Source organism: Phycicoccus sp. Root563, assembly GCF_001427915.1.
Classification (GTDB): domain Bacteria; phylum Actinomycetota; class Actinomycetes; order Actinomycetales; family Dermatophilaceae; genus Pedococcus.
On sequence record NZ_LMGM01000001.1, the window covers coordinates 3,449,985 to 3,467,380 of the forward strand.

General features: G+C 73.7%; 14 protein-coding genes and 1 pseudogene. 9 read left to right on the plus strand and 6 right to left on the minus strand.

Features of this window, described 5'->3' with window-relative positions:
• Positions 1 to 93 precede the first annotated feature (93 nt).
• From ASD62_RS16375 to ASD62_RS16385, 3 genes are read left to right on the plus strand one after another with little or no spacing between them, the layout of a single operon-like run.
• Positions 94 to 309, plus strand: coding sequence for a WhiB family transcriptional regulator (locus tag ASD62_RS16375; protein WP_200947759.1), 216 nt, complete (start codon positions 94 to 96; stop codon positions 307 to 309).
• A gap of 33 nt (positions 310 to 342) precedes the next feature.
• Positions 343 to 3,735, plus strand: coding sequence for a glycosyltransferase (locus ASD62_RS16380; RefSeq protein WP_082580885.1), 3,393 nt, complete (start codon positions 343 to 345; stop codon positions 3,733 to 3,735).
• The gene (locus ASD62_RS16385) at positions 3,732 to 5,222 is read left to right on the plus strand and encodes a DUF5719 family protein (RefSeq protein WP_056916867.1); all 1,491 of its coding nucleotides are present in this window, start codon (positions 3,732 to 3,734) and stop codon (positions 5,220 to 5,222) included. Before ASD62_RS16380 ends, ASD62_RS16385 begins: the two co-directional genes overlap by 4 nt.
• 49 nt (positions 5,223 to 5,271) lie before the next feature.
• Here ASD62_RS16385 and ASD62_RS16390 read toward each other — a convergent pair whose 3' ends face one another.
• Positions 5,272 to 5,724 (minus strand): metallopeptidase family protein, encoded by a 453-nt coding sequence (locus ASD62_RS16390; protein ID WP_235529122.1) that lies wholly within the window; start codon positions 5,722 to 5,724, stop codon positions 5,272 to 5,274.
• A 59-nt stretch (positions 5,725 to 5,783) separates the two neighbouring features.
• Here ASD62_RS16390 and ASD62_RS16395 point away from each other — a divergent pair, with 59 nt between their 5' ends.
• Genes ASD62_RS16395 through ASD62_RS16410 form a run of 4 tightly spaced genes read left to right on the plus strand, consistent with a single transcriptional unit; the run spans position 5,784 to position 9,088 of the window.
• The gene (locus ASD62_RS16395) at positions 5,784 to 6,194 is read left to right on the plus strand and encodes a DUF3499 domain-containing protein (protein ID WP_056916869.1); all 411 of its coding nucleotides are present in this window, start codon (positions 5,784 to 5,786) and stop codon (positions 6,192 to 6,194) included.
• 19 nt (positions 6,195 to 6,213) lie between these two features.
• Positions 6,214 to 7,662, plus strand: coding sequence for a phosphomannomutase/phosphoglucomutase (locus ASD62_RS16400; protein WP_056916870.1), 1,449 nt, complete (start codon positions 6,214 to 6,216; stop codon positions 7,660 to 7,662).
• Positions 7,662 to 7,865 carry a Trm112 family protein gene (locus ASD62_RS16405; RefSeq protein WP_056916871.1) on the plus strand — a complete coding sequence of 68 codons (204 nt, stop codon included), beginning with the start codon at positions 7,662 to 7,664 and terminating at the stop codon, positions 7,863 to 7,865. Before ASD62_RS16400 ends, ASD62_RS16405 begins: the two co-directional genes overlap by 1 nt.
• Before the next feature lie 17 nt (positions 7,866 to 7,882).
• Positions 7,883 to 9,088 (plus strand): SIS domain-containing protein, encoded by a 1,206-nt coding sequence (locus ASD62_RS16410; protein ID WP_056916872.1) that lies wholly within the window; start codon positions 7,883 to 7,885, stop codon positions 9,086 to 9,088.
• A gap of 63 nt (positions 9,089 to 9,151) precedes the next feature.
• Here the strand turns inward: ASD62_RS16410 and ASD62_RS16415 are convergent, their stop codons facing one another.
• The gene (locus tag ASD62_RS16415) at positions 9,152 to 9,685 is read right to left on the minus strand and encodes a hypothetical protein (protein WP_056916873.1); all 534 of its coding nucleotides are present in this window, start codon (positions 9,683 to 9,685) and stop codon (positions 9,152 to 9,154) included.
• Between the two features lie 83 nt (positions 9,686 to 9,768).
• Entirely contained in the window at positions 9,769 to 10,416 is a 648-nt protein-coding gene (locus tag ASD62_RS16420; protein WP_056916874.1) for a glycoside hydrolase family 19 protein, read from the minus strand.
• 204 nt (positions 10,417 to 10,620) lie between these two features.
• Between ASD62_RS16420 and ASD62_RS16425 the strand changes: the two genes are divergently transcribed.
• The gene (locus tag ASD62_RS16425) at positions 10,621 to 11,298 is read left to right on the plus strand and encodes a CHAP domain-containing protein (RefSeq protein ID WP_056916875.1); all 678 of its coding nucleotides are present in this window, start codon (positions 10,621 to 10,623) and stop codon (positions 11,296 to 11,298) included.
• A 72-nt stretch (positions 11,299 to 11,370) separates the two neighbouring features.
• On the opposite strand, the gene ASD62_RS20955 is transcribed toward ASD62_RS16425, so the two are convergent.
• Complete coding sequence (locus ASD62_RS20955; RefSeq protein ID WP_056916876.1) at positions 11,371 to 14,532, minus strand: BTAD domain-containing putative transcriptional regulator; 3,162 nt, start codon at positions 14,530 to 14,532, stop codon at positions 11,371 to 11,373.
• A 34-nt stretch (positions 14,533 to 14,566) separates the two neighbouring features.
• Here ASD62_RS20955 and ASD62_RS20835 point away from each other — a divergent pair.
• Positions 14,567 to 15,517, plus strand: a pseudogene (locus ASD62_RS20835) (glycosyltransferase family 87 protein); the annotation flags it as partial.
• Positions 15,518 to 15,754: 237 nt separating this feature from the next.
• Here ASD62_RS20835 and ASD62_RS19880 read toward each other — a convergent pair.
• A complete protein-coding gene (locus ASD62_RS19880; RefSeq protein WP_082580887.1) occupies positions 15,755 to 16,297 on the minus strand; it encodes a YbaK/EbsC family protein in 543 nt (180 codons plus the stop codon).
• A 41-nt stretch (positions 16,298 to 16,338) separates the two neighbouring features.
• Complete coding sequence (locus tag ASD62_RS16445) at positions 16,339 to 17,277, minus strand: glycosyltransferase family 2 protein (RefSeq protein ID WP_056916879.1); 939 nt, start codon at positions 17,275 to 17,277, stop codon at positions 16,339 to 16,341.
• Positions 17,278 to 17,396 lie beyond the last annotated feature (119 nt).

Below are 17,396 nucleotides of genomic sequence, written 5' to 3' on the forward strand. Positions count from 1 at the left end.
TCATCGGGTCGGTGGCAGCAACGGCACCGGGTCGAGGAGGAAGCCGTGCACGAACTTCAGTTGGTCGCCCTGGACGGCGGCGACGACACAGAGATGTCCTGGCAGGAGCGGTCGCTCTGCGCCCAGACGGATCCCGAGGCGTTCTTCCCCGAGAAGGGCGGCTCCACCCGCGAGGCCAAGAAGGTCTGCGTCGGGTGCGAGGTGCGTTCGGAGTGCCTCGAGTACGCCCTGTCCAACGACGAGCGCTTCGGCATCTGGGGCGGACTGTCGGAGCGTGAGCGTCGCAAGCTCAAGAAGCGTGCGGTCTAGTCGCCCCGGTGGCGACATCCCCGTGACGCACTCATGACGCTTGCCCCGCCGCACCGCATGACCGAGGTCGACGCCGGTCAGGCGGTGGCGGTGTCGACCGTCACCGCGGTGCTCGTCCTCCGAGGCCCGGCCTCGGCCCTGCCGCAGACCCTCGACTCCCTCGCCCGCCAGTCCCGCCGGCCGGACCGGTTGGTCGTGGTCGACCCCGGCGTGGACGGTGGCATCGTCGAGGCGGTCCGCAGCCACGCCGAGCTGGCGGCGGCGATCCCCGACACGACCTTCGTCACGGTCCCGGCGAGCTCTTCGGTCGCCCGGGCCGTCCACGTCGCCCTGGCTGCGCAGGCCCCGCCCGAGGCCACGCCCGACGCCGGGTCCCACGCCGAGTCCCACATCGGGTCCGGCACCGGGTCGGAGGCTGATTCCCTTGCGGTGCAGGAGAGCTCGTCGACCGAGCACCTGTGGGTGCTGACCTGCGACAGCGCTGCCGCGCCGATGACGCTGGCCCGGCTGCTCGACGCCGTGCGCCGCTCCCCGTCCGTGGGCATCGCCGGCCCCAAGCTCCTCGACTGGACCGTGCCCGGCGCCCTGCGGTCGGTCGGGCTCCAGCTGACCCGTAGCGGGCGCATCATCCCGTCGCCCGTCGTGGGCGAGCCCGACCAGGGCCAGTACGACCGGCGCACCGACGTCCTGGCCGTCCCGGCCACCGGGATGCTCGTCGAGCGTGGGCTGTACGAGCGCCTCGCCGGCCCCGACCGGGCCTTCGGCGGCTTCGGCGCCGACATCGACTTCTCCTGGCGCGCGCACCAGAGCGGCCGGCGCGTGGTCGTCGTGCCCCGGGCCACCCTGCGCACCGGTGCCCCCGACCGGGTCGCTGCCGACGACGGTGTGGCTGCCGGCGTCGACGCCCACGGCCTGACGGAGGGCATCTTCGGGGCCCCGCTGCTGCTCGGTGACGAGTCGGTCGCCGCTACGGACGCCGATGCCCAGCGAGGGACGCCAGGCCCTGCCTCCGCTGCGGACAGCCCGAACCGGCAGCGCCGCCAGGCCCGCCGCGTCGCCCTGGCCCGCTGCGCCTGGTGGGCGCTGCCGCTGCTGACGGTGTGGATCGCCGTGTCGAGCCTGGTCGCGGCCCTGGCGCTCCTGGTCGCCAAGCGGCCCCGAGCGGCCTGGGCCGAGCTGTCCGACCTCGGCGCGGTGCTCACGCCGTGGCGCGTCCTGGGCGCCCGCTGGCGCTCGCGCGGCACCCGGACCGTGCGCCGCCGCGACCTCAAGGGCCTGTTCGTCACCCAGTCGACCGTGCTGCGGCACACCGGTGACCTCGTGCACGACCAGGTCGCCTTCGACGACGGCCGCCTCGTCCCGACCGCCTCCGAGCTCGTCGAGCCCGGCCCGGTCGCCGACGAGGTGCAGGACCTCAACATCCTCGGCTCGACGTGGGCGTCCCGGTTCGCCCGCAACCCCGGCCTGCTCGCAGTCCTCCTCGTCACCGTCACCTCGCTCGCGGCGACCCGCAGCATGGGTGGGAGCGTCGTCGACCGCCTGTCCCAGGGCGTCGTCGGCGGTGAGCTGCTCGGCGGCAGGGCCACGGCCGGCGCCACCTGGCACGCGTGGCTCGACGGCTGGCACGGCGCCGGGCTCGGCTCGTCGGGCGAGCAGGGCCCCCACCTCGTGGTCCTGGCCGCCCTGGCCTGGCTGGTCACCCACGTCCCCGTCCTGGGCGCCCCCGACAGCCCGCTCGGCTCGGCCGTCGCCGTCCTGGTGACGCTGGCCATGCCGCTGGCCACCTTCACGGCCTACCTCGCCGGGCGCGTCGTCAACCGGTCAGCCTGGCCGCGGGGACTGGCCGCGCTCGCCTGGGGCAGCACCGCGGTCCTCACCACCGCGGTGGCGGCGGGGCGACTGGGTGCGGTCGTGGCCGCAGTGCTCCTCCCGCTCGTGGTCGCCGGGTTCGTGCTGGCTGCCCGCCGAGGTGGGTCGGCCACGGTGACGGCCGCCACGGTGCTCGCCACCGCAGTCCTCGGTGCCTTCGTGCCGGCCTACCTGCCGCTCGCCGCCCTCGTCGCCGTCCTCGTCGTGGTGTTCGGCCACGGACTGGCCCGACTCCGGGGCCTGGCGCTGCTGGTCGGCCCCGTCGTGCTGCTCGGCCCGTGGGTCCAGACCCTCGTCGACCAGCCCCACCTCTTCCTCACCGGTCCCGGACTCTCGATCTGGGGCGCGGGTCAGGCGCTGCCCTGGCAGCTGGCACTGCTGCACCCGGGTGGGCCTGCCTCCTACCCCGTCCTCGTCTCGGCCCCCATCGTCCTGGCTGGTGTCCTCGGGCTGGTGCGCGGTGGCGCCGGCCGCGGCTGGGCCGCGACGGCCCTCGCCGCCCTGGGCCTGGTGGGCCTCGCGTATGCCGTCCTCGCACCGCGGTTGGTCCTCGGCACCGTCCCGGCCGGTGACCCCGGTGCCGGGAGGGTGGTGACCGCCTGGTCTGGCACCGGGCTGTCGCTGCTCGCCCTGGCCCTCCTCGCGGCCGCGCTGCTCGGCACCCAGGGACTGGCGGTGCGCCACTCGACCGGTGGCTGGGTCGCCCTCCTGCGCTGGCCGATCGCCGCCTTGGTCATCGTGGCCGTCGTCTCCGCGGTGGGCTGGACCACGTGGCACACCCTCGGCGACACCCTGGGCACCTGGACCGACCCACGACCGGCTGTGGCCATTGACCAGGCGGAGAGCGGCATCGGCAACCGCATGCTGCTGCTCGAGCCGGAGACGTCCGGACTCGCCTACTCCCTCCTCGGGCGCGAACCCGGTGCCGTCGCCCGGGTGCTGCCCGCCACGTCGCAGGGACGGCCCGACCCGGCAGCCCTGACCGGGGCCGTGAGCCACCTCTTCGAGACCGGTGCCGGCCCCGACGAGCTCGACCCCTCGCGGGACCTGTCCGACCTGGCCGTCGGCTTCGTGGGACTGCGCACCGACGGCAACGACCCCAGGGTCCGGGTGCTCGACGGCACGGCCGGCCTCAGCCGCCTCGGCGAGCACGACGGCGTGCTGTTCTGGCGCGTCCTGCCCGGTGGCGGGGACGCACGCGACGACGCCGTGGCACCGTCACGGGTCCGGATCGTGACGGCGGGTGCCGAGCAGGCGCTGCCGCTCGACGGCGACCACGGTCGCCTCGTGGCCCGGGCGGTCGTGCCGCCGAAGGCCACCCTCGTCCTCGCCGAGCCCACCGAGTGGTTCCGCCACGCGCGGGTGAGCGTGGACGGTGACGCCGTGGCACCGAAGGGCGACACGGCGGCATACCCGCTCCCGGCCGGCTCGCACACGATCGCGGTGCAGGTCCTGCCCGCCTCCCCGCTCTGGCGCTGGGCGCAGGGCGCGGCCCTGCTGCTCGTCGTGTTCCTCGCCATCCCGTTCGGCACGCGCGCCTCGAGGAGGCGGAAGTGAACCCCCTCGTCGGCGGCGTCGCCCGCGCCACCCTCGCCGCGGCGGCAGGGGTGGGCATCGTCCTCGGCGCCGTGCACGTCCAGGGGGCCCTGGCCGTCGGACCGGCGCCGGGCACCCCCGCCGCCGCCCGCACGGCGACCGATGCCGTCCGGGGCTCCGCGCTGGTGTGCCCCGGCCCCGAGCTCGAGGGGGTTCCCGGTCTCGACGACGTGCCCGTGACGCCGCGGGTCGCCGCGGCCTCGGCACCGTTGCGGACGCTGACCGGGACGACCCCCTCCGCCACCCCCGGCGCGGTCGGCCTCACCCGGCTGCCCGGTGCCGGATTGGGCGGTCCCGTCACGGCACGCGCCACGAACGCCACGGCAGACCTCCCCGCCACGACCGGCGCCCTCGTCTCGGGCAGCCAGTCGCTGGCGCCGGGGCTGGCCGCAGCCCAGTCCTGGCTGCTGCCGACCGGCGACCACCGGGCCCTCGTCTCGGCAGCGTGCACCCCGGCCACCGCCGAGGCGTGGCTGCTGGCGGGAGGCGCCGCCCCCGGCCGCCAGGAACGCCTCGTGCTCACCAACCCCGGCGGCAACCCCGTTACGGTCGACGTGACCCTGCACGGTCCCGACGGCGTCGTCGCGGCCTCACAGGGCAAGGGCATCGTCGTCCCGGCCCGGGGTCGCACTGCGTTCCTGCTCGACTCCATCTCCGGTGACGTCACGACCCCCGTGGTGCACGTCGTCGCCGACGGCGGCGTGGTCTCGGCCGTGGTCAACGACCTCTGGCTCGACGGCACGCGCTCCGCTGGCTCCGACGACGCAATCCCCGCCGCGGAACCCTCGCGCGACCAGGTCATTCCGGCCGTCTCCATCGACGGGTCGGCGGTGCTGCGGGTGGCGGTGCCCGGCGACTCCGAGGCCGTCGTCCAGGCGCGGGTCCTCACGCCGCAGGGTCCCCGTGCCCTGCCGACCGGGGGTGTCACCCGGATCGACGGGGGACAGGTCCGGGACATCGACCTCAGCAAGCTGCCCAAGGGCGCCGTCGCCCTCCAGGTCCGTGCCGACGTCCCGGTGGTCGCGGGGGCGATGGTCACCCGTGGCACGGCCCCGGCGCCCACCGACCTCGCGTGGTCGACCTCGACACCGCCCCTGACCGGCGTGGCGGGGATGCCGCTGGTCGACCCGGCAGGCGGCACCAAGCGCCTGGCCCGCCTGCTGGCCCTCACCGCCACCGGTGCCTCGGCCGGCGTCGAGGTCGTCACGGTGGACCCGCAGGGCGTCCAGAAGTCGGTGCGCCTCGACGTCCTCGAGGACGCCACCACCGCCGTCGCCGTCACCGGCGCGCGTTCGGTGTGGGTGCACCGCACCTCGGGCACCGGCGAGCTGCGCGCCGGGGTCGTGTCCACCCTGACCGACGCCGTCGGCACCCTGGTCACGACGACGCCGCTGCGCGACACCGCTTTGCGCACGACGACGGTCGGGCTGCGCGAGGTCCTGCGCTAGACCCGGTGACGGATCCCGACGGCCGGTCCACCCGCACTGTCGGAACCGCCTAGTCGGACTCGCCGTCGCCGTAGCGGGGGTCGAGGTCACCGGGCTGCAGGCCGAAGAGGGCGGCCACCTGCTCCACCACGACGTCGCCGATGATCGCGGTGAGCTCGCGCTGGTCCTGCGCCCTGGCCTCGACCGGTCGGCGGTAGATCACGATGCGGGCCGGTTGACGTCCGTGTGCCGGGAAGACCCGGCCGAGGGCGACGCCATCGCGCTCCCACGGTGCGGGCTCGGTGGTGGGGACGTCCTCGACGGCGAACTCGACCTCGTGGAACCGCGGACCGAGCCGCGCCTCGAGCCGGGCCGCGCTGTCCAGGACCAGGTCGTCGAACCGCTCACGCCGCGACACCATCGACGGCACCGACGGCCACGCGAGCGGCCCACGCACGCCCCGGCCGTGGCGGTCCCGTCGAGGACCCCCGGGACGGGCCGCGGGGGAGCCGGACGAAGTCACGTGCCCACCCTACGGCGTGCCGGGCAGGCACCCGTCGAGCGCTGACATAGAGTCCCCCCGTGAGTCTGTCCAGAAGGTGTTCCCGCACCGCGTGCCCGAAGGCCGCCATCGCGACACTCACCTACGTCTATGCCGACCAGACCGCCGTGGTCGGCCCCCTGGCGACGTATGCCGAGCCGCACACCTACGACCTGTGCCGGGACCACGCCGAGGGGCTCACCGCGCCCCGTGGCTGGGAGATCGTGCGGCTGTCGGGGGAGTACGTCGAGCCGGAGCCGTCGCACGACGACCTGCTGGCCCTGGCCAACGCCGTGCGCGAGGCGGGCCGACCGCGCCTCGGGGAGCAGCCCCAGGCGCGCGCTGCCGGTCACGGCGCGGCCCACCCCACCGTCCGTGCCTCCGACGAAGACGCCTCCGGCGCCGTCGAGACCGGTCGGCGAGGGCACCTGCGCGTCCTGCGCGACCTCTGACCCCGCTAGGGTTTCGGGCGTGCCCACGCCGCAGCTCGCCGACTTCGTCAAGGCCTACGACGTCCGGGGTCTGGTCCCCGACCAGCTCAACGTCGACGTCGCCTGGGCCCTCGGTGCGGCCTTCGCCCGAGTGGTCGTCCAGGCGGAGGGTGCGACGGGGGTCGTCATCGGCCACGACATGCGCCCGTCGTCGCCGGAGCTGTCGCGCGCCTTCGCCGCCGGGGTGACGGCGCACGGCCTCGACGCGACCCTGATCGGGCTGTGCAGCACCGACGGCCTCTACTACGCCAGCGGCGCCCTCGACCTGCCCGGGGCGATGTTCACCGCGAGCCACAACCCGGCGCAGTACAACGGGATCAAGCTCTGCCGCTCCGGGGCCCGCCCCGTCGGGCAGGACTCCGGCCTGGCCGACGTCCGTGACCTCGCGCAGGAGCTGCTCGACACGGGCACCAGCGCGGGGCCGTCCGGCGCGACGCCCGGCACGGTCGTCGAGCGCGACCTGCTCGGTGACTACGCCGCGTTCCTGCGCGGCCTGGTCGACCTGTCCGGTGGACGCCCGCTGAAGGTCGTCGTCGACGCGGGGAACGGCATGGGCGGCCACACGGTCCCGGCCGTCCTGGGCACCGGTGCCGGCCTGCCTGAGCTGCCCCTCGAGGTGGTCCCGCTCTACTTCGAGCTCGACGGCACCTTCCCCAACCACGAGGCGAACCCCCTCGAGCCGGAGAACCTGCGCGACCTGCAGGCCGCGGTCGTCGAGCACGGCGCCGACATCGGGCTGGCCTTCGACGGCGACGCCGACCGCTGCTTCGTCGTCGACGAGCGCGGCGAACCCGTCAGCCCGAGCGCCGTCACCGCCCTGGTCGCCACCCGGGAGATCGCCCGCGAGGTGGCCGCCGGGACGAAGGCCTCCGACGTCGCCGTCGTCTACAACGTCATCTCCTCGGCCGGGGTCCCGGAGATCATCGCCGAGCAGGGAGCCCGCGGCGTCCGCACCCGCGTCGGCCACTCCTTCATCAAGGGCGAGATGGCGCGCGCGGACGCGGTCTTCGGCGGCGAGCACAGCGCCCACTACTACTTCCGCGACTTCTGGTTCGCCGACACCGGCATGCTCGCGGCGATGCACGTCCTGGCCGCCCTCGGCGAGCAGGACGAGCCGCTGAGCCGGCTCACCGCGGCATACAGCCGGTATGCCGCCTCGGGCGAGATCAACTCGACCGTCACCGACGCGGCGGCGGCGACCGAGGTCGTCCGCGCGTGGGCGGCCACGCAGGGCGTGGAGGTCGACATGCTCGACGGGCTGACGGTGACGCACGCCGGGACCGGGGACGCCGACGACCGCATGTGGTGGTTGAACCTGCGCGCGTCCAACACCGAACCGCTGTTGCGGCTCAACGTCGAGGCGGCTGATGTGGCCACCATGGAACGGGTGCGGGACGATGTCCTCGCCCTGGTGAGAGGAGAAGGCTGATGGCCGAGCAGACCACTGGAGCCCAGATCGAGCCGTGGCTGCGCGAGATCCTGCGCTGCCCCGCCTGCCGCTCGGAACTCGCGGACGCCACGGGTGAGACGGGCCAGGAGCTGCACTGCACCAACGCCGAGTGCGGGCTGCAGTACCGCATCGACGACGGTGTGCCGGTGCTCCTGGTCGACGAAGCCCGCAAGCCGGCCTGAGCCGAAGGCGGCGTCCGATGGCTCCCTACCTCGACGAGGCCCGCATCGACGACGAGGGTGCCATCGCGGCCCTCGACAGCCACCAGACGCTTCGGGGCCTCGCGACGGCGGGCGCGCAGGTGCGCGAGGCCATCGACCTGTCCGCCGAGGGCGGCATCGACCGGGTCGCCGGCGGGGAGCGGCCACGATCGGTCCTGGTCGCCTCGCTCGGGGGTTCGGCGGTCGTGTGCGACGTCCTGGACCTGCTGGCCGAGCCCGGTTCGCCGGTGCCGGTGAGCGTTCGGCGCAACGTGCCGCTGCCCGGCTGGGTCGGGCCGCTGGACCTCGTCATCGCCGTGTCGCAGTCGGGTCGGGCCGCCGGACCGCTGGCCCTGGCCGCCGAGGCGGCGCGCCGCGGTGCGTCGCTGCTCACCGTGGGGGCCTCGGACTCGCCGCTGGCTGACGTGGCCGCGCAGGCACGCGGGGTGCACATCGACATCGGCCGCGGGCGTGCGACGTCGCGGACCGCCCTCTGGTCCTTGCTGGCGCCGGTCCTCCTCGCCGCGGGCCGGCTCGGGATCGTCGACGTGGGGGAGCGGGTGCTGCTCGAGGTCGCCGACCGGCTCGACGAGGTGGCCGAGGCGTGCCGCCCGTCGTCGGAGTCGTTCGTCAACCCTGCGAAGGTGCTCGCCACCGACCTCGCCGAGGGTGTGCCCGTCGTCCTGGGCGACGGTCCCCTCAACGGCGTGGCCGCCAAGCGCGCCGCGTCGATGCTGGCCCGCACGGCGCGGATCCCCGCCATCCACGGCGAGCTCCCCGACGACGCCGCGCAGATCGTGGCGTGCTTCGACGGACCCTTCACGACGGCGTACGGCGCCTCCGCGGCGGCGCGCAGCGGGTCGGGGTTCGCCGGCGACGGGGGGCCGGACATCTTCACCGACCCGTTCCTCGACGGACCCGCCTCCCCGCGGCTCGGCCTGCTCATGCTGCGCGACGCCGACCCCGACCCCATGACCCGGGAGGCTGCGGAGTCGGCAGCCCTGGCCGACGCGGTCACGGAGGCGGCCCGTGAGGCCGGCGCCCGTGTCAGCGAGGTCGCCGCCCAGCCGGGGCACCCCCTCACCCGGCTCGCCGGGCAGCTGGCGACGACCGACTTCGCGGCGACCTACCTGGCCCTCGGCCTCGGCCTGGACCCGGCCGTCTCGCCCCACGTCACCGACCTGCGCCGCCGCACCGGCCACTGACCGCCCGGCACGCCGAGGGGGCCGACCCCCTCGCGGGTGCCGGCCCCTCGTCCTGCGCGTGGGTCAGTGGTTGGCCTGGAACCAGGGCTGGGCCCAACCGAGGTAGTGGGCGCCCCACTTGTTCTCGATCTCGGCGATCGTGGTGTTGGTCAGGGTCCCGTTGCCGTGGATGTCGTTCGAGACGAACGTTCCGCCACCGATGGAGATCATCACGTGACCGGCGCCGCCGTTGCTGAAGAAGGCAAGGCCGCCGGCGGGCACGGTGCGGTCACCGGGGTACCGCCGGGTCGAGGGGATCTGCGTCCAGTGGACGTAGGCGGTCGTCGAGCCGCTGTGCGCCCAGCCGTACTCCAGCCCCGCGATGTGGTCGCACATGTTGGTGTAGGCCGGGTTGGGGTTGTCCGGGCCGGTGCGGTGGTTCTTGGCCCAGGTGACGGCCTCAGCACAGGTGTTCGGGTTGCCGAACGAGTTGACGCAGGTCACGGTCCCCTCGGGGACGGGGATCATCGCCTGCGACGGGGCGACGGCGGCGAAGGTGGTTCCGCCGACGAGGGCGAGGGCGGCGAAGCCGCGGACGAGGTGGCTGGTGATGCGCATGGTGGTGGTCCTTTCGGGACGGCCTGGGGCCGGTGGGTGGTTGGGTGCGGGTCGTGCGGTGGTGCGGGGGGTATGAGGTGGCGTCAGTGCCGGAGGCAGGTGACGCCGGTGGGGACGGATCCGGTGAGGACCTTCATGGCCCTCTTGAAGTCGGCGCAGCGCTGAAGGTCCTCGGCGTCGCTGGGTGCGTAGCCGACGAGTCGGGAGACGCGCCCCATGTCCAGGTCGTCAGCCGCGGCGTTGATGCCGTTGACGCCCCAGTACCAGCGGGCGACCTTGGCGCTCCAGGCGAGGTCGTTGACCCTGCCCGGGTAGTTCACGAAGTCCACGCCGAAGTGGTTGCCGGCGTTGTTGTAGTTGGTGTAGCCGGTGAGCTGGATGAAGCCGCGTCCCCGGTAGGTGCTCGTGGCCCCCACCTGCTCGGAGCTGTACTCGAAGCGGCTCTCGTTGAGGAGGGTGGCGAAGAAGGCTGCGCGCCGACGACTCGAGGTGATGTTGCCGACGGTCATCTGGTCGCTCAGGCTGCTCATCCCTGCCTTCACGGTCGACGCATCGCCGAGCCGCGTTCCGTACATGTCCTGCAGCAGTGGGTAGTTGGCCCACTGGCCGCCACCTCCGTCGGGTGGCGGGACGAGCGCCGAGCTCGGGGCCGCCATGGCCAGGCTGGCAGCTCCGGCAACCGCGGCGGCCACCGCGGCCCTGGTCACCCGTGACGTGCTGGGCTTGTCCATCGTCGTCACTCCCTCTCGTGTGTCGGCCCCGTCGTCCGGAGCGGCTGTCACCACCGTCGGGCAGGGCGCTGCGACCTCGCTGCGATCGCGGTGCCCCCGGCGACGCAGCGAGTTCGCAGCGGGTCCGCAGCGGCTCCCGGCACGGTGGAACCCGGACGAGCCGATGACGGTTCGACGGACCGATCGATCGATGAGGAGCCACCCATGTCGAACCCCGTGAAGAGGCGAGTGGCCACGGTCGCCGCCGCGGCTGCCCTGGTGGCCGGCCCACTGCTCGTGGCGGGAGCGAACCCCGCCTCGGCCTCGCTCCCACCCGAGGGTGGCGGGCTCTCGGCCCTGCGTCAGGCCACGGTCGACCGGGCCGACGCCGCTCTCTCGAAGCGGTGGGAGTTCCACCTGAACGGCACGGCATACCTCAGCACCGTCGAGTCCGCGACGCGCAACGTCCTCGAGAACTCGCAGTGGAACGACGCGAACCAGAACCACGTCGTCTTCAACGGCTACGACGGCAACCCGTGGTGCGGCGACTTCGCCGCCTACACGTGGACGGCGCACATGATGCCGTCGACCAGCACCTACCCCCGGCTGCCCGACAACTACGAGTACAGCCAGAACTGGCGAAACGTGTCGGGGTTCCGTTCCTTCCCGGGCAACAAGACAACGCCCACGCCCGGCGACGTTCTGGTCTGGAAGGACGACGACGGGTCCGTCCACGGCCACGTCGGCGTCGTGGTCTCGACCAACTACTCCACCAAGTCGGTCACGACGGTCGAGGGCAACGTCGCCGGTGACGAGGTGAGGCGGTTCACGTACTCGTGGAGCTCGACCAACGGGTACGTGAAGGCCGGCAAGACCTTCCTCGGAGCTGCTCCGCGGGAGTGAGGCGGTGCCGCGGGGCAGGGTCCGCGGCATCGGCTCGAGGGGACACCACGAAGGGGAGCGGGAGCCGTCCGGTCAGACCGGCCGGCTCCCGCGTGCGACCGTCCGCCCGCGCCCGAAGGCCGCTTCGAAGTTCTCCCGCGCGGCGAGGTGGGCAGACGCACGAGCGGCCCGCTCCTGCCGCAGGGCCTCGCTGGCCGCGGCCGGGTTGCCCCGCAGGTCGAGCACGACCGAGAGTTCGTGGAGGGCGGCCGCGACGCTGAGCGGCCGGTTGAGGGCCGTGCACTCCTCCACGCTGGCCCGCAGCTCCGCCTCGGCCTCCTCGAGGCGACCGAGGACCACCAGCGCCCCTGCCCGGGTGCGTCGGACGCGGGCAGTCAGGAACGCGTCCTTGGCGGCGACGGCACGTTGGAACGACCTCGTGGCCTCGTCGAGGGCCATCTCCCCGTTGCCGAGCTCGATGCTCACCTCGGCGCGGGCGTCGAGCCCGTAGGAGTACATGTGCTCGTCCCCGATGTCCTCGCAGAGCTTGAGGGCCTCGTTGATGAGGATGTTCGCCGAACCCAGCTGACCCTGCCGCCAACAGGCCCGCGAGAGCTCCAGGGTGGCGAGGGCGTACGCGAGCAGGGAAGGCGTGGTGGCGAGCACGTCGCGCACCCGGGTGAACTCGCGCTCGGCGTCGACCATCTCGTCGTAGTCGTTGTGGATCGTGCCCTGGATGATGCCGACCCAGCCGGCGAGGACGGCGTCCGGACTGCGGACCAGCAGGTCCGACGCACGGGCGAGCGCCTCCTCCGACTGGGCGCGCAGGCCCATGGAGATCGCGGCGGAGGCCACGACGACGGACGCCGCGGCGGCATACCGGCTCGCCCCCAGGAGGGTCAGCGAGCGCCGTGCCTGGTCGGCCAGGGCCAAGGCCGTTCGCGACTGGGAGGTGCTGTCCTGGAGGTGCCAGGCCTCGCACAGGGTGAGCACCGCGGCCCCGAGCTGGAGGTCGTCCCCGGGGCCGTCGAGGTGGGCAGCGACCTCCTTCGCCGCAGCCATCCAGTCTGACTGGTCCACCGAGTAGTGGTGGGCGTTGGCCGACACTGCGAGCAGCCGCCACGCCAGCCCCGGCCTGGTGGGTGCCACGGCCCGGGCGAGCGCACGGATCATCTCGGACTCGGTCTCGAAGAAGGTCGTCGCCCTCGTCCGTTGCGCCGCGCTGGGGGTGCCCTGGGCGTCGGTGACCTGGGGCGACGAGGCCTCCGGGCTCGGGGGCGGCGGCAGGAACTGGAGCGGGATGTGGCCCTGCTGCTCGGCGGCCAGGGCCAGCAGGGTCTCGCCGAGCCGGGCCAGTCCGGCGCTGCGCTCGCCGGCACCCACGGGTCGGTGCGTCCCGGTGGCGCGGCGCACCAGGTCGTGGAGGCGGTACTGCGCCTGCCTGCGGTCGCGCAGGACCGGCTCGACGAAGCTCGCCTCGATCAGTCCGTCCATCGCCCGCTCACCGCGCGCCGGGTCACCGAGCAGCGAACCCGGTACCCAGCTGCTGAAGTTGTGCGTGGGCAGGTGGGCGAGCAGGGCTGCGGCGTCGCGGGCGTCCTTGGGGATGCGGCTCCACACCGCTTCCAGGCTCGACTGCAGGGCGCCCGCGGGGTCGAGGTCGACCACGCCGCCGTTGACCTCGCGCAGCCGGTCCACCATCGAACGGATCGCCAGGTCCGGGCGCTGGGCCAGGCGGGCCCCCACGAGGCGCAGCGCGAGGGGGAGGGAGCCGGTCAGCTCGACGAGGGACGTGGTCGCCTCGGGGTCCTCGACCACGCGGTCGCGGCCCACGAGCGACTCGAGCAAGGCGGTCGCGTCGGGCTGGTCGAGCGAACGCAGGCTGATGCGTCGGCAGTCCCCGAGGTCGGCGAGCGGCAGCCGGGAGGTCACGATCGCCATCGACCCGGGCGAGGCGGGCAGCAGGTCGCCGATGTGGGCCGAGCTCGCCCCGGGGTCGTTGAGCACGTTGTCGAGGACGATGAGGACGCGGCGGTCGTCGATGAGCGAGCGGAACAGCCCGGCCCGCGCGTCCGGTTGGTCCGGAACGGCGTCCGGGCTGACGCCCATGAGCCGCAGGAACGCCCCCAGCACGGTGTCCGGGGTCGACTGGCCGCGATCAGTGGCGGCGTCGAGGTAGAGCGTCCCCCCGGGGAACGCGTCGCGCAGGCGCTGGCCCGCCAGGACGGCCAGCGCGCTCTTGCCCACACCGGTGAGTCCGGTGACGGACACGACCACCGCCTCGTGCTCGGCGTCCCGACCTGCCTGCATGAGGAGTCCGAGCTCGCGCTCGCGGCCCAGGAAGGTGGCTGGCCTGCGGGGGAGGGTGCGCGGTACCGGCATTGCAGCGGGAGGTGCGCCAAGGGAGCTGCCAGGCGCCACCGGCTCGGGGCCCGGGGGAGCTGTGAGAGCGTCTGGGCGAGCCTCTGGCTGGGCGTCCCGCACCAGGACCGGGCCGGCGCTGGGGGCCTCACCGGCCAGCACTTGGCGGTGGGCCTCCTGGAGCTGGGCCGAGGGAGGCACCCCCAGCTCGTCGTCCAGACGGGTGTAGACGTCCCGGTAGACGCGCAGCGCCTGCTCCTGCTGGCCGGTGGCGGCCAGGGCGAGCATCAGCTGCGAGACCAGGGTCTCGCGGTACGGGTGGGCTGCGACGAGCGGCGCGAGCTCGACGGGTAGCGACTGCACCTCCCCGAGGGCCAGGGCCACCGCGTTGCGCTCCTCGACGACGGTGAGGCGGAGCTGCTCGAAGTGCTCTCGCTCGGCCTCGACGGCGTCCGTGGAGGCGAGCCCGACCAGCGGTGCGTGGCGGAACGACGCGAGCGCGGCCTGGTAGGACGGGAGGCTGGCCGCCGGGTCGTTTCGCCGGTGCGCGCGGGCGTCGTCGACCAAGGCCGTCCAGAGGGCGAAGTCCGTCGTCACCGACGGGTCGAGCCGGTAGCTCGAGCCGTGGGTGTCGATGAGCGAGACCCCCAGCGGGGCGAGCTTGCGTCGCAGCCCGGAGACCAGGGCCTGGACCCGGTTGTGGGCGGAGGCCGGTGGACGCTCACCCCACAGCCACGGGGTCAACGACTCTGCCGACACGCTCGCGCTCAGTGCCGCGCGGGCCAGGAGCCCGCGCTCGAGCTGCGACAGGCTCTGGGTGGCGCCGTCCACGAGCAGCTCCACCTCGGCCAGCACCCGGACGACCACCTGGCGGTCGGTCGACGGGGTGGGCACGTGCTGGAGGGTAGTGCGGACCCCGGCACCTGTCATGCCCTGTCGGCGTCCGCGGACGAAGTCCCGCGGAGACCCGACCCGAGCGCCTAGGGTCGTGCCCGTGCGCCCCTCACCCGTTCGCGTGGCCGCCTTCGCGGCGGGTGCAGTACTCCTGCTCGGTCTCCTGCGGGTCCGCTGGGTCGACCCGTCGACGTGGACGTTGGCCGACGTCGCCGTCTACGTGCGAGGAGGGCACGCGCTGCTCGACGGCGCGGACCTGTACGCCGTGCGCGACCAGGTGCTGCCCTTCACCTACCCCCCGTTCGCGGCGATCCTGTTCGTCCCCCTGGCCCTCCTCGGGACGGGCGGCGCCGGCGTGGTCGTGTCCGTGCTTTCGCTGCTCGCGCTCCTCGTCGTGGTCGCCGTGAGCGTGGGCGTGGTCGGTCCTGGTCCGCGGCCCCGGGTGTCGTCGCCGCCCCTGCTCGTGGGGGGTCTGCTCCTCCTGGCTGCGCTGACCACGGAAGCCGTGCAACGGACCCTCATCCTCGGGCAGGTCAACCTGGTGCTGGCGGCCCTGGTCGCGGTCGACCTGCTCGTCGTCCCCCGACGGTGGCGAGGGGTTCTGCTGGGCCTGGCCATCGCCGTGAAGCTCACCCCGGCCGTCTTCCTCGGCTACCTCCTCCTGCGGCGGGAGTGGGCCGTCCTGGCCCGGGTCGCGGCAACGGTGGTCGCGACCATCGTCGTCGGGTTCGTCGTCGCGCCCTCGGCGTCCGCGACCTTCTGGTCCGGTGGGGCGAGCGACCTCGGGCGGTTCGGTGACGAGGCGGCCGGCTACGGCAACCAGGCCCTCGGTGCCGCGCTCGACCGCTTCGCGCCCGGTGTGCCCGACGTCCTCTGGCTGGTGCTCGTGGCCCTGGTGGTCGTCCTGGCCGCTGCCGCCACCTGGCGGACCCTCGGCTGCCACGACCACCTCGCCGCCGTCACCGCACTGGCCGTCGGGGGCCTGCTCGTCTCGCCGATCTCCTGGACGCACCACTGGGTGTGGGTGGTTCCGGTGATGGTCGTCCTGCTGGTGCGGCGCTGGTGGCTGGGACTCGCCGTCACCTTCGCCGTGATGTACCTGCCCCCGATGGTGCTCGTCGCGCAGGCGCAGCTCGACGTGGGCGCGGCCCAGCCCGTGGTCGACGCGACCTGGACCATCCTCGGCATCGGCTACCTGGCCGCCCTGGCCCGGTGGCCGGGATCAGGCCTCGCGCGCCGGGACCGCGAGGTCGAGGACCGTCGCGCCGGGGAGGGACGCCAGGTCCCGGGCGTCGAGCAGGACCTTGCTGCCGCGGATCCCACTCCCGATGACCACCTCGCCCGCCGCGACCACCGCTGAGTCCACGAGGACCGGCCAGTCCGAGGGCAGGCCGATCGGGGTGATCCCCCCGAACTCCATGCCCGTCAGGGCCACCGCGTCGTCGTGCGGCGCGAAGCTGATCTTGCGCACGTCGAGGTGGCGCCGAACGGCTCCGTTGACGTCGGCCCGCGCAGACGCGAGGACCATCACCGCGGCATACCGGACCTCACCGGCCCGCTTGCCGGCCACGACGACGCAGTTGGCGGAGTGCTCCAACCCCACGTCGTAGGCCTCGCAGAACGCGGCAGTGTCGGCCAGCGTCGCGTCGATCGGCGCGACCTTCGCACTGGGCGCGTGCCCGAGCGCGTCGACGACCGCGGGGGCCAACAGCTCGGTATGGCGCGCGGCCGGCTCCCAGGTCAGGTTCCCACTCGCTGAGGTCACCGTCGCAGGCTACCCGCGGTCACCCGGCACCGCCGGCGGGCTCAGCGCGCGTTCTGGTTGTCCTGGATGTCGAGGACCATGGCGTGGATCAGCATGTGGAACCCGCTGAGCAGGGGAGCGATCGCCAGGACGACGGTGCCGGCGCTCGCCGTCGCCGGGCCGAGCGTGTGTGCGACCGTCCAGGCGCTCACGGCAAGCCCGAACCCGGTCAGGGCCAGCCCGCCGAAGAGCATGAGGGCCACCGCCGAGAAGGACTGCAGGACGTACTTCCACCAGATCCGGGTCCAGAAGCCCCTCGCGAGGTGGGAGAGGGCCCGAGGCGCCTGCTTGCGCAGGTTGATGCCCGAGACCTCGGTGCCGTACTTCGCGGGGATCGCGACGTCGACCGCGGGCACGCGCAGGATGTTGAGGTGGATCAGGAGGTCGTTCTCGAACTCGTAGCGCCGCGACACGTGCCGCATGTCGAGGCGCTGCAACGCCTCGCGGCTGATGGCGGTGTAGCCGTTGAGGGGGTCGAAGAGGTTCCAGTAGCCGGAGGCGGCCTTGGTGAGGAACGACAGGGCGAGGTTCCCGACGACGCGGTGACGCGGCATGCCGTCGAAGGAGCCGCGGCCGTAGAACCGGTTGCCCTTGGTGAACTGCGCCTGCCCGGAGGCGATGGGGTCCAGCAGTGCGGGGAGGTAGTCGGGGTCCATCTGCGCGTCGCCGGCCATCACCACCGAGACGTCGGCGTCGAGGGCGAGGGCCGTCTCGTGCCCGGTGAGGACGGCGCCGCCGACGCCCTGGTTCTCGAGGAGCCGGATGACCTGGCAGCGGGAGTCGCCGACGGCTTTGGCGGCCTCGGCGGTGTCGTCGCTGCTCGCGTCGTCGACGACGATGATGTGGTCGACGAGCTCCGGCATGGTGCGGACCGTCTGGCCGATGAGGAGGTGCTCGTTGTGCGCCGGTACGACCACGGCGACGGTGAGTCCTCGGTACATGGGTCCTCCAGATTGGCAGTACTGCGAATCTAGGGTCCGGGTCGACGGGGTGGAACAGCCGCAGACCACATGCAGACGTTCACCCTGCTCGGCCCTGACCAAACGGACGATGGTGCGCG

Coding starts and splice junctions, on each gene's coding strand:
- ASD62_RS16375 (WP_200947759.1), top strand. CDS start 94: ATGTCCTGGCAGGAGCGGTCGCTCTGCGCCCAGACGGATCCCGAGGCG.
- ASD62_RS16380 (WP_082580885.1), top strand. CDS start 343: ATGACGCTTGCCCCGCCGCACCGCATGACCGAGGTCGACGCCGGTCAG.
- ASD62_RS16405 (WP_056916871.1), top strand. CDS start 7,662: ATGGCCGAGCAGACCACTGGAGCCCAGATCGAGCCGTGGCTGCGCGAG.
- ASD62_RS16410 (WP_056916872.1), top strand. CDS start 7,883: ATGGCTCCCTACCTCGACGAGGCCCGCATCGACGACGAGGGTGCCATC.
- ASD62_RS16415 (WP_056916873.1), bottom strand. CDS start 9,685: ATGCGCATCACCAGCCACCTCGTCCGCGGCTTCGCCGCCCTCGCCCTC.
- ASD62_RS16420 (WP_056916874.1), bottom strand. CDS start 10,416: ATGGACAAGCCCAGCACGTCACGGGTGACCAGGGCCGCGGTGGCCGCC.
- ASD62_RS16425 (WP_056916875.1), top strand. CDS start 10,621: ATGTCGAACCCCGTGAAGAGGCGAGTGGCCACGGTCGCCGCCGCGGCT.
- ASD62_RS16445 (WP_056916879.1), bottom strand. CDS start 17,277: ATGTACCGAGGACTCACCGTCGCCGTGGTCGTACCGGCGCACAACGAG.